Source organism: Paenibacillus sp. URB8-2, from assembly GCF_013393385.1.
GTDB lineage: Bacteria > Bacillota > Bacilli > Paenibacillales > Paenibacillaceae > Paenibacillus_AQ.
In genome coordinates this window covers 1,015,621-1,029,768 of record NZ_AP023239.1, presented here as the reverse complement: position 1 = coordinate 1,029,768, position 14,148 = coordinate 1,015,621, and the positions used below count along the sequence as shown (strand labels likewise).

At 52.0% G+C, this 14,148-nt stretch carries 11 protein-coding genes and 1 riboswitch; of the genes, 9 read left to right on the top strand and 2 right to left on the bottom strand.

Features of this window, described 5'->3' with window-relative positions; genetic code table 11:
* Positions 1-113 precede the first annotated feature (113 nt).
* The 6 genes from PUR_RS04885 (at position 114) to PUR_RS04855 (ending at position 6,329) form a co-directional block, all read left to right on the top strand.
* A complete protein-coding gene (locus PUR_RS04885; RefSeq protein ID WP_179034267.1) occupies positions 114-923 on the top strand; it encodes a 3'-5' exonuclease in 810 nt (269 codons plus the stop codon).
* Between the two features lie 134 nt (positions 924-1,057).
* Positions 1,058-1,810: a MerR family transcriptional regulator gene (locus PUR_RS04880; RefSeq protein WP_179034266.1), complete on the top strand. Its 753-nt coding sequence runs from the start codon at positions 1,058-1,060 to the stop codon at positions 1,808-1,810.
* A gap of 264 nt (positions 1,811-2,074) precedes the next feature.
* Positions 2,075-2,165: riboswitch (cyclic di-GMP riboswitch) on the top strand.
* Positions 2,166-2,225: 60 nt separating this feature from the next.
* Entirely contained in the window at positions 2,226-2,441 is a 216-nt protein-coding gene (locus tag PUR_RS26485) for an S-layer homology domain-containing protein (protein WP_442953759.1), read from the top strand.
* A 267-nt stretch (positions 2,442-2,708) separates the two neighbouring features.
* Positions 2,709-4,022: an S-layer homology domain-containing protein gene (locus tag PUR_RS04865; RefSeq protein ID WP_232101720.1), complete on the top strand. Its 1,314-nt coding sequence runs from the start codon at positions 2,709-2,711 to the stop codon at positions 4,020-4,022.
* Positions 3,956-5,467 carry a fibronectin type III domain-containing protein gene (locus PUR_RS04860; protein WP_179034263.1) on the top strand — a complete coding sequence of 504 codons (1,512 nt, stop codon included), beginning with the start codon at positions 3,956-3,958 and terminating at the stop codon, positions 5,465-5,467. Before PUR_RS04865 ends, PUR_RS04860 begins: the two co-directional genes overlap by 67 nt.
* Before the next feature lie 469 nt (positions 5,468-5,936).
* Positions 5,937-6,329 carry a carboxymuconolactone decarboxylase family protein gene (locus PUR_RS04855; protein ID WP_179034262.1) on the top strand — a complete coding sequence of 131 codons (393 nt, stop codon included), beginning with the start codon at positions 5,937-5,939 and terminating at the stop codon, positions 6,327-6,329.
* A 146-nt stretch (positions 6,330-6,475) separates the two neighbouring features.
* Here the strand turns inward: PUR_RS04855 and aroD are convergent, their stop codons facing one another.
* Entirely contained in the window at positions 6,476-7,240 is a 765-nt protein-coding gene (gene aroD / locus PUR_RS04850; RefSeq protein WP_179034261.1) for a type I 3-dehydroquinate dehydratase, read from the bottom strand.
* 232 nt (positions 7,241-7,472) lie between these two features.
* Positions 7,473-8,405 (bottom strand): ribokinase, encoded by a 933-nt coding sequence (gene rbsK, locus PUR_RS04845; RefSeq protein WP_179034260.1) that lies wholly within the window; start codon positions 8,403-8,405, stop codon positions 7,473-7,475.
* Positions 8,406-8,675: 270 nt separating this feature from the next.
* Here rbsK and glgP point away from each other — a divergent pair, with 270 nt between their 5' ends.
* The 3 genes from glgP (at position 8,676) to PUR_RS04830 (ending at position 13,957) form a co-directional block, all read left to right on the top strand.
* Complete coding sequence (gene glgP, locus PUR_RS04840; protein ID WP_179034259.1) at positions 8,676-10,292, top strand: alpha-glucan family phosphorylase; 1,617 nt, start codon at positions 8,676-8,678, stop codon at positions 10,290-10,292.
* Positions 10,293-10,506: 214 nt separating this feature from the next.
* Complete coding sequence (katA, locus tag PUR_RS04835) at positions 10,507-11,964, top strand: catalase KatA (RefSeq protein ID WP_179034258.1); 1,458 nt, start codon at positions 10,507-10,509, stop codon at positions 11,962-11,964.
* A gap of 205 nt (positions 11,965-12,169) precedes the next feature.
* The gene (locus PUR_RS04830) at positions 12,170-13,957 is read left to right on the top strand and encodes a stalk domain-containing protein (RefSeq protein ID WP_179034257.1); all 1,788 of its coding nucleotides are present in this window, start codon (positions 12,170-12,172) and stop codon (positions 13,955-13,957) included.
* Positions 13,958-14,148: the final 191 nt, after the last annotated feature.

The following is a 14,148-nucleotide window of genomic DNA, read 5'->3' as shown; positions in this document are numbered from 1 at the left end:
GTTAGTAAATTGTAAAATGGCGCTCAAAGGAAGTCAATCCGGGAACAATTTGCTAAAATAGAAGAATCGGTGCGAGAAATCGTACCAGTCCAACATATACGGAGGCAACTTTTGTGGATTATATTATTCTGGACATTGAATTCAACGGCCGTAAGTTTGCCAGCGAGCATCCGATGGAGGTTATCGAGATCGGCGCCGTGCGGCTGGATGCCTCGCTGCGTCCCGTCGACGAGTTTACTTCGCTGATCAAACCCGTGTATTTCGCTACTCTGAATTCTTTCATTAAGAAAAAAACGGGCATCCCGCAGGAAGAAATCGATATCGCCCCACGTTTTCCCAAAGTGATTTCCGCCTTCCTGCGCTGGCTGGACTTAAGCCCGGACGGCGTGCTGCTGCTGACCTGGGGCGGGGAAGATATGAAGCGCATCATCCAGGATACCCGCATGCATAAGCTGGACGACGCCTACTGGATGAAGGCGCCTTACTACGATCTGCTCAAAGGTCTCCTGCGCGCCCGCGGACTGAAGAACGATGTCAGCGTGGAAAGCGCTATGGAGCTTCTGGGCCTTGAATCCGCCGGCTCCGCTCACCGGGCGCTGGGCGACGCGCGCATGACGGCAGATATTTTCCGCGCACTCTTTAGCGAGCTTGATCTGGATCAGGTGAAATATTACAAAGACACCTTCTCCAACGCCCGGGAGCGCAAGACGGTCAAGATCGCGATCAAAGCGATACTGTCGCAAAAAATCGTCCCCACCTGGGAGCTGATTGTGGAGCATTATTTTGCCGGCAAAGTTCCGCTTGACGACCCGCGCAAGGTCGAGGAACTTCAGCGATTTTTTGATGCGGAGCTTGCAAAGACACCCGCCCGCTCCACTTTTTCTACTCCCCCGTCTCCGCCAAATCCGCAGAGCGAAGGCTGAAGTTTAGCAGTCCAGCCTCTTGGGTACAGCCCTTGCTTCGGCAAGGGTTTTTTTCGCTTCAACAAATGTTTGACATTGACGCTGCGTAAAGGTGTACATTGAACTTGTGAGGAGGTGCCAACACGGAATACACAGTGCAAAAGCTCGCGAAGCTCGCGGGAATCAGCGCGCGCACGCTGCGTTATTACGATGAATTCGGGATTTTGAAACCGGACCGTAAGAGCTCCTCCGGCTACCGCATTTATGGCCGGCCCGAGGTCGATCTGCTGCAGCAGATTTTATTTTACCGCGAGCTCGGTCTAAGTCTGGAGAACATTAAGGCTATCGTAACCTCACCCTCGTTCGACGGGACGAAAGCGCTGAGGACGCATCACGGCAAGCTGCTGGCCAAAAGAGAGCAACTCGACCGGCTGATCTCGAATGTGGAGAAGACGCTGGCCGAAAGGGAAGGAAGGATTTCAATGAGCGACACCGAGAAATTTGAAGGCTTCAAGCAAAAAATGATCGATGACAACGAGCAGACCTATGGCAAGGAAGTGCGCGGGAAATACGGCGATGAAGCCGTCGAGCGGTCCAATAAACAGCTGAAGAACATGACCGAGGAACAATATACAGCCATTCAAAAGATTGAAGAGGAGATGTTCGCTTCGCTCGCAGAAGGCATGAAGACCGGCGATCCCGCCGGCGAACCTGCGCAGCACGCCGCCGATCTTCACCGGCAGTGGCTGACGTTCTACTGGGGCAGCTACTCCCCGGAGGCCCATGCGGGAGTCGCGCAGATGTACGTGGACGACGAACGCTTTACCGCTTACTATGATAAGCGCGGAGCAGGGCTTGCCCTTTTCCTTAGAGACGCCGTACTGGCCTACACGGGGAAATCAAACTAAAGGGTTTATCGAGTTTCGCTAGGCTAAGCCAGGGCAAAATGTTTTTTGCCCTGGCTTTTTAAGCTTCATATTCATATGTATGGTTAGCCAGTCGCGGTTTCGAGCCGCTACACCAGCCCCCTCATTACGGCAGTTTTTTCTTCGGTCAGGCAGGACAAAAAATTTAGATCGAATAAATGGGACTTTTGTTGTATGATGGGTGGGATTGTATAATTATTCCTGGGTAATTAAACCCTGGTAGGTTGGTCTTAAGTCAATCTGTAGAATAAGAAACGGCAAATCCGTACGAAAGTCGGAGACGCAAAGCCACGGGTCTAAGCAAGGTCGCTCCTTGTACGACAGCCGGGTTGCCTATATCTCTTCACGGGTTGGCTTTTTTTTGTTGCCATTATTAAAGTTATGAAAGGGAGATTGTATGTTGGGAAGGTTATTAGGTAGAGTCGCATTCATCGTTATGTTTTTTGTAGTGCAAGTCTTATCTTTCTCAGGGCTCTCGTATGCAGAAAGCCAAACTTCATTAAATGACATTAATCGTCATTGGGCCGAGGAAGAAATAAAAGAATGGATAGGCAATGGATTGATCTCGGGCTACGCCGATCGAACCTTTCAACCTGATAAAGTCATCACCTGAGCAGAATTCATATCGCTGGCGAACAAAGCGTTTGGTTTTTCCCATAAGTCTGACCAGACCTTTAAAGATGTCCCGCAGGGAAAATGGTTCTACAACGATGTATCCAAAGCCAAATTTACCGGCTACATTTCGGGGTTCGGAGACGGCACTTTCAGGCCTGATAAACCGATAACGTGAGAAGAGTCTGCCAAAATCATTTACCAGCTTATGCAGTTGGAAGAGGGGACAGTAACGAGAGATACTGAAGCCTTTCAGGATGAACAGCAAATGTCTGCCTGGAGTAAACCATACATAAAAGCGGTTGCTTCCAAGGGTTATCTGAAGGGATATCTGGATAAAAGCTTCCGTCCTCAGAAACCCATCACAAGAGCTGAAGCTGTAGTGGTGCTAGATCAAGCTGTAGGTCAATTGATACACCAGCCTGGAACTTATGAACCGAAAAATACGGTTGGCGGGAACTTGACGATCAACAGCGGCGGCGTCACCCTAAAGAATGCTGTGATTAAAGGCGACCTCATCCTGGCAGCGGGGATTGGCGAGGGCGAGGTGTTGCTTGATCACGTAACCGTTGAAGGAAGAACCATTGTGAATGGCGGCGGGGAAAACAGCATCGTCATTCAAGACTCGACGATGAACCAGGTGATGGTTCAAAAAGATCTCGGCAGAGTCAGAATTTTTACGAAGGGTGATACCAGCATAAGCAATACTGTCATCAAATCGGGAGCGAAGCTGGAAGAAGAACAAGGAAACGAAGCCTTTAAATCGGTTTCCGTTGAAAGTACGTCAGTAAATGATCTCGTGCAATTTGAGGGGACTTTTGTAAAAGTCGCTGTGAAATCGACGGTAACACTCGAAATTTCCGAACAATCCACCATAGCTTTGCTTGAAACCTATACTGGTTCAGAAGGATCTGCAATCAAGCTGCTGGACAAAGCCGTATTGAAAGAGATCATTCTTCAGGCAGCCGCGAAGATCACAGGAGAAGGAACTATCCTTAAAGCTGAGATTAATGCGGAAGGTGTTAGCTTCGAGCAACTCGTAAAGGAGTATATTCTCTCAGCGACAGTGAAGGTCGTGGTAATTGGCGGTAAGGAAGTAGGGAGCAGTAATCCGGTTCCAACGGTTCCTTCGCCAGGAGCAGGGATTAACTCTCCGGGACCCGTCTCTCCCGCGCCCGCATCTCCGGCACCCGTACCTCCGGTCGTGAACCCTGGAATTCCTGTTTCTCCCGGACAGCCGCCTGTAGAGCAGCCTGCCCCCGAACCGGGTAAGGTACTGGATATTAGAGCTGCTTTTATCGTACAGGACAAGCTATATACCCTCTTTCCAACAATCGATGATTATTCGGCCGTAAAATGGAATGTTGCAAATTCGGTCACACAGGAAACACGTACCAGACCGAATACGCAGAAACGGTACAAGACGTTGGAATCTACAGCATTTCAGGCGGAGCGCTTCCTCCGGCGGCGTATGACGTTACCAATCCGAACTCGTCTCAGCATTATTCGGGGGTTATGTTATCCAGCGTTACGGTTAACGACAGCGTGTATGCTAAAGATTATTATAGCGGCGGCGAAATAATCTCTTATCAAATCAATGACAGCTACGCCGTCCATGATCTTGACGACCAGATGCCGAAACAAGCGGTTCCGCTCGCTGCAGGAGATTCCTTGGCGATGGTTTATGGAGATCAATTTCAGATTTTTGCAACATGGAACGGGAGCGGCTGGGAGCTTGATGCGATTAACGATCAATTAGAGACGCCAACCCATCTAACGGCATCGACGGTATCGAATAAGGCGATCGCTTTGCAATGGAATCCGGTTGCGAATGCGGATCAGTACCACATTTATTACAGCGCAACACCTACAGGCGATTTTGTTTCCTTAAAGGATCAGGACGGTCAACCTGTTACCGTAACAGGAACAACTTATGTTGACAGCACGAATCTTCCGCATACGACAAGATATTATGTGGTTACTGCAGCGAAAGCCGGAATTGGCATGGAATCGGGACCAAGCAACGTTGCTTTTGCCACAACCTATTATAATGCACGCATAGGCTTGGATTTTGAGATAACGGATGTGGTAAGACACCCGTCGGAGCCGATCCTCTATATTACGGATAAATCGAATAAGAAGCTGTATCGCATTAATTACACAACGGGCGAGAAAGACACCATTTCCCTTGCCCTTGCCCCGGAGAGTCTTACGTATGCAGACGGTAAAATCTATGTATCCTTGCTGAAAGCGGAGCATTCTTCCTACACATTTATCGAACAGCAGCAAGGGGCTATTGCGGTAGTGGACGCTGCCACCTTTACGCTTGCGGGTACACACGATATTGCAATTGACCCGTACGATATCGCTGTCGATCGTTCCGGCCATCTCTACGTGGCCTCGGGTTCAGGACAGTGGACCAAGATCAAATCGTACGCTTTAAACACCTTTGCGGAGATAGCGTCCAGTAGTATTAGGCAAGCGAGCTATATCCAGATGCATCCTGTATTGAATAAGCTCTATACGATTACAACGGACACGTCGCCGAGAGACCTAAGTGCCTATAATTTAACGAACGGACAATACGTTGAGCCCTCCTATCCCGGCGGGTATGATTCACCGTATCATGGCGAATACAATATGGCGCCGAACTTTACGATATCTCCGGACGGAGCCTATATCTTTAACGGAGTCGGCAGCGTATTTATGGCAACAAGCAATAAGTACGACGATATGAAATATGTATACGGACTTGGACAAGCGTTCACTGATATCGCCTTTGATCTGCCAAACAACAAGTTTTATACGGCGAAAAACAATGCAGTACAAGTGTATGATTACAACAACTTTACGCAAACCGGCTTCTATCACTTGGACGGTAACGCAAAATACGTGTTTAACTATACTGATCAGTTGTTTGTTATATCTGCTTTGTCAGGAAAGAACATACTAGAAATCGTCGAGAAGGATGCGATTGAAGTGCCCGCTCCTGTCGGGGTATCCGGTGTTCAACTGGATGGCATGTAAATAACGAGTTAAAGTCCATACAGAAGTAAAACGGAGTATGACCCGTAAGAGGTCGCCTGGAATAAGGCAGACTTTTTACGGGTCATTTTTCCACCGGCTTCCTTCAGATTCTGCGTCACGACGGCCCCCTTGCCCTTGGCTAACGGTAGGCGCACCAACCCCCGTTCATGACTCAAACCCTAAAGATGATGCTCATGTTAGGCGTACTGCCAAAAAGACACAGGGAAGCATCCCTGTGCCTTTTTTTCGTGCGACTTTCAACCACGCAGCCGGCATTGCTTTTCCTGCACAAGCCAAGCCGCTTATTCCGTTCTCCCCGCCTCGCCTTCCTTCTCCATTTGCTTGTAGAGCTTGATCTTGTCCCTTACTTTTCCCATATCACAGATTCCGAGGGTTGCCTTATAGCGCACTCTAAAGTGTAATCTGAATTCCGTAAGCAACCTACTCAAATTAATCGGAGGGATCTATGATGACGAATGAACGTTTTGAACGGGGATGGGAGAAGCTGCTGGAAGTGGACGGGGAAGGCGGCGCAAGAGTGGTCGAATCGCTGAAAAATATCGCCCCCGATCTCGCCCGCTATGTTGTCGAGTTCGCCTTCGGCGACATTTATTCCCGTGAAGGACTGAGCCTGAAGGAGCGGCAGTTGATTACAATTTCCTCCCTGCTTACGCAGGGCGGCTGCGAGCCCCAGCTCACCGTGCATCTTAATGCCGCGCTGAACGTCGGCCTCACTCCCGGAGAAATTGTCGAAGGAATCTTGCACTGCATCCCTTACACCGGATTTCCGCGTGTGCTTAACGCGATGCTGACCGCAAAGTCCGTATTTCAAGAACGGGGAGTTCTCGCGGCGGAAAACTGAGTGGTGGAAAAAGAGCCTGTTCCCCGTCCGGCCTATGGCATTGCCTTTAACGTTGCCTTCTGGAAATGGAAGCTTCTCCAGATACCCGTTTCTTGCCAAACGAACCCGTTGTCCAACGTAAGCTGGTCAACGGGTTCGTTCTTTTTTTAAAGGCTGCGGTGCAGCAGGGACAGTACGTTTCGAAGCTCGCTTACCGCAACCTGCCCTGGCGCAGACGCCTTCTTCGCCGCGCCGAACGTCAGGGCGGACCCGAACACTTCTCCGCTTAGACGGCTGACGACGCCGATTCCCGACATGGACATCGTTATAATCGGGCGGTCGGCATATTTTTCTTTCATTATATGGGTTGCTTCAAGCAAGGTCAGCACGTCAGCCGGACTGTTCGGCATCACCGCAATCTTGGGGATATCACCGCCAAGCTCCTGTGCTTTCCGCAAGCGGGAGATGATTTCCTCTTTGTCCGGCGTCTTATGGAAATCATGGTTGGAAATAATGACAAAGACTCCTTGCTTGTGCGCTCCATCGATAAGTGTCTTAACCGTCTCATCGCCCGTAAACAATTCAACATCAATCATATCGACCAGTCCTGTCTCGGCAATCGCTTGATTAAGCGCTGCGTAATACTCCGTGCCGATTTCCTTCTCCCCGCCTTCTTTGGCGCTGCGGAACGTGAACAACAGCGGAAGATCGGGAAGAACGGAACGGATGCCGACGAGCGCCGTTTTAACCGCTTCGATGTCCTCCACCTGCTCAAAGAAATCCACCCGCCATTCCACCACATCAAGATCCAGCGGCTTCAGCGCTTCGGCCTCTTCCTTCAGTTGGGCGGCTGTTACGCCGACCATGGGAACGCAAATTTTCGGCTCGCCTTCGCCGATGACGACTTGTTTTACGGTGACTGTGCCGCTCATTCCTTTCAACTCCTTAGTCTTTCGGTAATCCGGCCTGAACGTTCTTCGGGCGTTCGGCACATTTACTCCTTAAGGTAACGCATATTTACGATTATAGCCAGCAGGACGCCGAAACGGAGCATCTGCGCAATTCCGAAATTTCGCCATCAGTTACGGAAAACATACCCGAAGTCCTTTCGGGTAGAACCGTCCTTGGCTGCTTCGGTCCGCATCCGGCTGCGGCTATTGCCGGCTATTGCTCCTTGCCGCTCTGCACCGTCTCCTCCAGGAAACGTTCGACTTCTTCTATGTACGGCAAAGACGCAATCGCGCCAACTTTGCCTACGGCGAGCGCGCCGACGGCGTTTGCGAAGACGACGGCTTCTTCCAGCATTCTGCCCTTTGCCAATTGAAGGGCAAGCGCGCCGTTGAAAGAATCCCCCGCCGCAACGGTGTCCACCGGCTGAACGGGAAATCCGGGAATATGGACCGAACCGTTCTTGTTCACAACCAGTGCCCCTTTCGAACCGAGCGTCATAATCACATGCTGAACGCCTTTATGCAGCAGAATCCCCGCGGCTTCCCGGGCGCTGTCGATACTGTCCACAGTGATCCCTGACAGTATCTCCGCTTCCGTCTCATTGGGCGTGAGATAGGTAACGAGCGACAGTAGCCCGTCACCAAGCTCCCGGGCCGGTGCCGGATTTAGGATGACCGGAACCCCGTGCTTGCGCGCGATGCCTGCGGCATGTTCCACCATGTTCAGATCCATCTCCAGCTGCAGCACCAGCACTTCGGCTTCGCCGATCACGGACTCCAGGCCAGCGATATCCTCCGCTGAGAGAGCAAGATTCGCCCCAGGCACAACAATGATCCGGTTCTCCCCGTCTTCCTCTACGACGATGGAGGCGACCCCCGTCGACTGTTCGGCAAGTTCAGCGATGTGCCGGGTATTTATGTGTTCCCCTCGCAGAACCTCCAACATCTCGCGGCCGAAGGCATCCTGTCCCACGCAGCCGATCATCGTGACTTCCCCTCCCAGCCGGGCCGCCGCTACGGCCTGATTACCCCCTTTTCCCCCGGGGGATAGCGCAAAGCTCTTGCCAAGCAGGGTTTCGCCGGGACCCGGAGCACGTCCGGTTCGAACTGTCATATCCATATTCAAGCTTCCAACCACTACGATCATACCCGATCCTCCGCCCATTCTATTAGGTCTTTACTCTACATATTAGAGCCTGCAGCACCTTTTATCAAACAAAGCTTTTCCAGGGCGGACAAATCCGGAAAACGTTAACAAAAACGTAGTTACGCATGCGGCCGATTTATGCTAGAATAGTTTCGCAATCGTTTTCAAAAGGCGATCCGTATCTTTCGGCACAAACGTTTGCATCTACGATAAAGCCAAGAGAATTCGTTGCAATTCAATCTAATCCGAAGATTAGGGAGGCTTATCCGCTTGAGTGAGAAGAACTTACCGTCAGTCGCTTATTTCAGCATGGAGTACGGTCTGCATTCCGATTTCAAAATGTACGCCGGAGGGCTCGGCATTCTGGCCGGCGATTACATTAAAGGTGCCAAGGACATCAATGCCCCAATCATTCCCATAGGCCTGAAATGGAAGCAGGGCTACACCGACCAGAGAATCGACGCGAACGGCAATCCGTATGATTCCTATCACAACTATGTTTACGATTTTCTCGAAGATACCGGCGTTAAAGTAACCGTCAAAATCCGCGGCCTAGACGTAGTATGCAAAGTATGGAAGACGGAGCATTTCGGCAACAATCCGCTCTATCTGCTGGATACGGACATTCCAGAGAACGCCGACGCCTGGATTACAGGCCAGCTGTACGGCTGGTTCGGGGAAGAACGGATCGCCCAGGAAATCGTACTCGGCATCGGCGGGGTAAAGGCCCTGCGTGCGCTGGAAATCCCGGTGGATGTGTATCATTTTAACGAAGGGCATGCCGCGCTGGCGGCGGTAGAACTGATCCGCGAAAAAATGGCCGGCGGCGATACCTTCGAAGAAGCCTGGAAAGCGACCCGGCAGGAGGTTGTATTCACCACGCATACCCCAATCAAAGAAGGCAACGAGTCGCATCCGCTCAGCCGTCTGGAGTATATGGGCGCCTTCAACGGGCTGACCCGCAGCCAGATGGAGCGCATCGGCGGAGAGCCGTTCAACATGACTGTCGCCGGTCTGCGCCTCTCACGCATTTCCAACGGGGTAGCCAAGCTCCATGCAGAGACTGCGAATAAAATGTGGAAGGAAGTCCCCGGCCGCTCACCGATCATTGCAATCACCAATGCCATTCATACACCCACTTGGGTGGATGAACGCATCACCAGAGCCTACGAAGAGGACGGGGATCTTTGGAGCGTTCATGCGGAGATTAAGAGCGAGTTGATCGAGTTTATCGAGGAGCGCTCAGGCATCCGGCTGAATGAGGATAATCTGCTGATCGGCTTCTCGCGCAGGGCCGCCCCTTACAAGCGAAGCGATCTCATCTTCTCGCGTCCCGACATTATCGAGTCCTATCTCGAATCGGGCAAAGTGCAGATCGTCTTCTCCGGCAAGGCGCATCCGCTTGACGACAACGGCAAAAAAATCGTCAGCAACCTGGTCTCCATGATGAAAAAGTATCCGAAAAGCGTCGTATTCCTGGAGAACTACGATATGACGATCGGGGCGATGCTGACGCGCGGTTCCGACGTGTGGCTCAACAATCCGCGCAGACCGCTGGAAGCGAGCGGCACCTCCGGCATGAAGGCCGCCATGAACGGCGTACTCAACTGCTCCATTCTCGATGGCTGGTGGCCCGAAGCCTGCATCGATGGTGAGAACGGCTGGCAGATCGGCGACGGCTTCGAGACGACCGATTTCGAGCTGCTGGACAGTCATGACAGCGAGGCGCTGTATGATACGCTTCTGAACCGCGTCCTGCCGACGTATTACGAGAACCGCGAGAAATGGACGCAGATGATGCGCCGAAGCATTGAGACGACTCGCAACGAATTCGCGACCAAGCGCATGCTGGAGGAATACTACGGCAAAATGTACATCCCCTCCTGACCGTCCGGGTTAATCCCGATTCATCCTATCCTTTACTTTCCCCACCGTCCGCGTCAGCGGGCGGTTTTTGCTGTGTCTTCTTGTCACAGCCTTTATCTCTTTCTTTCCCGATCTCGTCCTTTAATTAAAATTATTATAAATAAAGATTGATTTTTATAAAATTAAAGTTATTATATACTTATACTAAATCTAAATTCTATGAGGTGATGTTTGCATGAGTTCAAATCCTAAGCACCTAACGACCAGCTGGGGCGCTCCGGTAGGAGACAACCAAAATTCGCTGACCGCCGGCTCGCGAGGCCCAACCTTGATCCAAGACGTCCACCTGCTTGAAAAGCTGGCCCACTTCAACAGGGAGCGCATCCCCGAACGCGTCGTTCATGCCAAAGGCGCCGGAGCTCACGGTTATTTTGAAGTCACCCGGGATATTTCCCCATATACGAAAGCGGCCTTCTTGTCGCATGTCGGCAAGCGCACGCCCATGTTCATCCGTTTCTCCACCGTTGCCGGCGAGCTGGGCTCTGCAGATACGGTCCGCGATCCGCGCGGCTTTGCCGTCAAGTTCTATACCGACGAAGGCAACTATGATCTCGTCGGCAATAATACCCCCGTCTTCTTCATACGCGACGCCATCAAGTTCCCGGACTTTATCCATACGCAGAAACGCCACCCGCAGACCCATCTGAAAAATCCGACCGCCGTCTGGGATTTCTGGTCCCTTTCTCCCGAGTCATTGCATCAAGTTAGCATTCTGATGTCCGACCGCGGTATTCCGGCGACGCTGCGCCACATGCACGGCTTCGGCAGCCATACCTTTAAATGGGTCAATGCGGAAGGCCAGGCCGTTTGGGTAAAATACCATTTCAAAACCGAGCAGGGCGTTCAGAACATGGACGTGGATGTGGCGGCCAGAATCGCCGGCGAACATCCGGATTACCATACGGAGGACTTGTTCAACGCAATCGCAAACGGCGATTTTCCGGCATGGAAGCTGTACGTGCAGATTATGCCGATCGAAGATGCGGATACGTACCGGTTCGATCCGTTCGACGTCACCAAAGTCTGGTCGCAACAAGATTATCCGCTGATCGAAGTCGGACGCATGGTCCTGGATCGCAATCCGGACAATTATTTTGCCGAAGTGGAGCAGGCCACCTTCTCCCCAGGCTCCTTCGTTCCGGGCGTCGAGGCTTCTCCCGACAAAATGCTTCAGGGCCGTCTATTCGCCTATGCCGACGCCCACCGATACCGCGTAGGCCCGAACCATAATCAGCTCCCGATCAATCGTCCGCAATGCCCGGTGCACAACCATCAGCGCGACGGCGCGATGGCCTACGGCGACAACGGCGGCTCCTCTGTGTACTACGAGCCAAACAGCTTCGGCGGACCGAAAGAGTCGCCGGAGCATAGGATTTCCCCGTTCGAGGTTTCCGGGCAAGCCGCCAGTGTCGCTTATGACCATAGCGACCACTACACCCAGCCGGGCGATCTGTACCGCCTGCTGAGTGAAGATGAGCGCGCCCGCCTTGTGCGCAATATTGTTGACGCCATGAAGCCGGTGGAGAGAGACGACATCAAGCTGCGACAAATCGGCCATTTCTATAAAGCCGATCCCGAATTCGGCACCCGGATCGCCGAAGGACTTGGATTGTCGGTAGCGGATGAGGTATAAGCCCCGCCACGGTCTCGAATAGGAAGCTGCCTCCAGACGTTCATATCTCTTTAGGAAAGCCCCGAACCAAACGGTTCGGGGCTTTATGCGTTTTTCCAAAGACGTCGAACCCCAAATAATTTGAAACTTTTGGAAATTCATTGCGTCTATTTATTGAGCCTCTGCTTATTAAAAGACAAATAACCGCCTAAGGAGGTACCAAATAGTGAACAGCGTTTATGGGAGCAAACCCGCTTTCAAATGGACCGCCGCGTTCCTTCTTGTGTTTCTTGTCGCCGGCCTGATTCCTTACGCAGGGAGAAGCGCAGCCGCAGAAGAAGCGTCTAGCTCAACCGTCGAACAAGTCGTGCTGGACCCCGGCTTCGGGTACCGCAGCATCTGGGAAACGTTAGCAAATGAACTGTACAAATCCAGTCCCGTGACCGCCTATCTCCCTACCCGCTTACCGGATTCCGGCCAGTTGTACTACGGCATTTCAAGCCGCCTGACACAGGAGGGCTATGCCATCCAGCTTTACACAACAGACAAGGTTCCTGCCGCCGCCAGCAGCCTGCCCGGTACGGCATCGCCTGCCAGGAAACCGGGCGACGTCTTGATGGAAGCTTCGGCCGGAGCGGCCCAATCGTCATTTCCGCATGGAGATACCCTTCTGCTTGCAAAGAACGGTTGGGCGATGTATGCCGATTCCGCCGCAGCAGGAACGGAGAACCGCAAGCGTCAGCTTGTTCAGGCTTTCTCCCAAGCGGCGAAGTTCGCGACGCCTTTGTCCGCTGATTCAAAAGGCATCATTAACGTATCGGGCACCGGCAGCAGCGCCGTTTACTCCGCGTATTGGTCTTATGGCGGCAAGTCGGGCTACACGTTGGTAAGCCATACCACCCTGACTGATTTTGTGTCGGTACTCTACAGCTTCCGGCCGGTCATTAATCTGCTGAATCAGGCGGATGTGGTGCTGCTCCCCCTCGGCATGGAACTGAACTGGCAGCTTGGACGTACATCCGCTTTTCTGCCCCGGGAAAATAAGCGAATTGTCCTAAGCAGCGCCCCCATCCTTGTGAATGGAAATCCTTATTTCCCTTTAAAAGATGCTATTGCATTTATTCAAGGGCATATACAGACCGTCCCGTCAGAGAATGCCGTGTATTTCTCGGAGAGCGGATATTACAATCAGCTTAAGCTTAATTTAAAAACCGGCCAAGTTTATAAAGGAAGCCAAAAAATCGCCACGATCAAAGTCCGCAGGCAAAACGGCATTACGCTGGTGCCGCTCAATTTTTTGCATGAGCATTTGGGGCTTACGTTCAGCTATACTTCTGCAGCTAAGACGGGCAAAATCCAATACAGCACTTGGTTCACGAACAACCGGCCCCTTAAGGCATCCAGCGCCACTCTCTCCGTGTCCGTTTTAGGAACCGGGAACTTTTTCTATGAAAGCAGCCGGATTGGCTCATTTGGTTCATACAGCTATCAACAGAGCAAGCCTCCTCAAGGCTATAACGGGCGAAAATATAGCATGTACCAGGTCAGCATTCCTCTTCTACCCGGGGAAAATGAATTCGTATACCGTGACTCTATAACCGGACGCATCATCAACACGATTCCAGTCAATTCCGCATTAACCGCGGCCGACATTCCTTTCCGCTACAGCGGCAACCCGGCCTATGACTCCTTGACCCTTAATCTGAAGCTGACCTCAAGCGACGGAACCGACTGGCCGGCGGGCTACGCCGAGACTTCCTCCTATGTCGATTTAAGCGGTGTTATACAAGCCGGAGGCAACAGCTTCTCTTCCTTGAGGCTCACTCTTCGTCCGGTTAACGGCAGAGAAAGCAAGGCCGTTAGCTTTCCGGTGGCCAAGGATGGCCAATTCTCTTACCGAATCAAGCCGGACAAGGGGAAAGGGAGCTACACCGTTACGCTGTATAATCCGCCGCGGAGCGTTCCTTTGGCCGACCTGGCCGCCATTGTCAGCTTCACCATTGTCGTAAAATAAGCAGTAAACGATCGAATAGGAGGGGGCGGCATGTCCCCGTCCTCTCACACCATCGTACATGCAGGTCCGTAAACGGCCCCCCGCTTTAAACTAATTTCGGCTACAAAAAATGACCTCACCTTCCACATGACTGCGGATTTTGAGGTCATTTTTGGGTTGCTTCCATCTACTCCGAACACTTTTTGGACAGC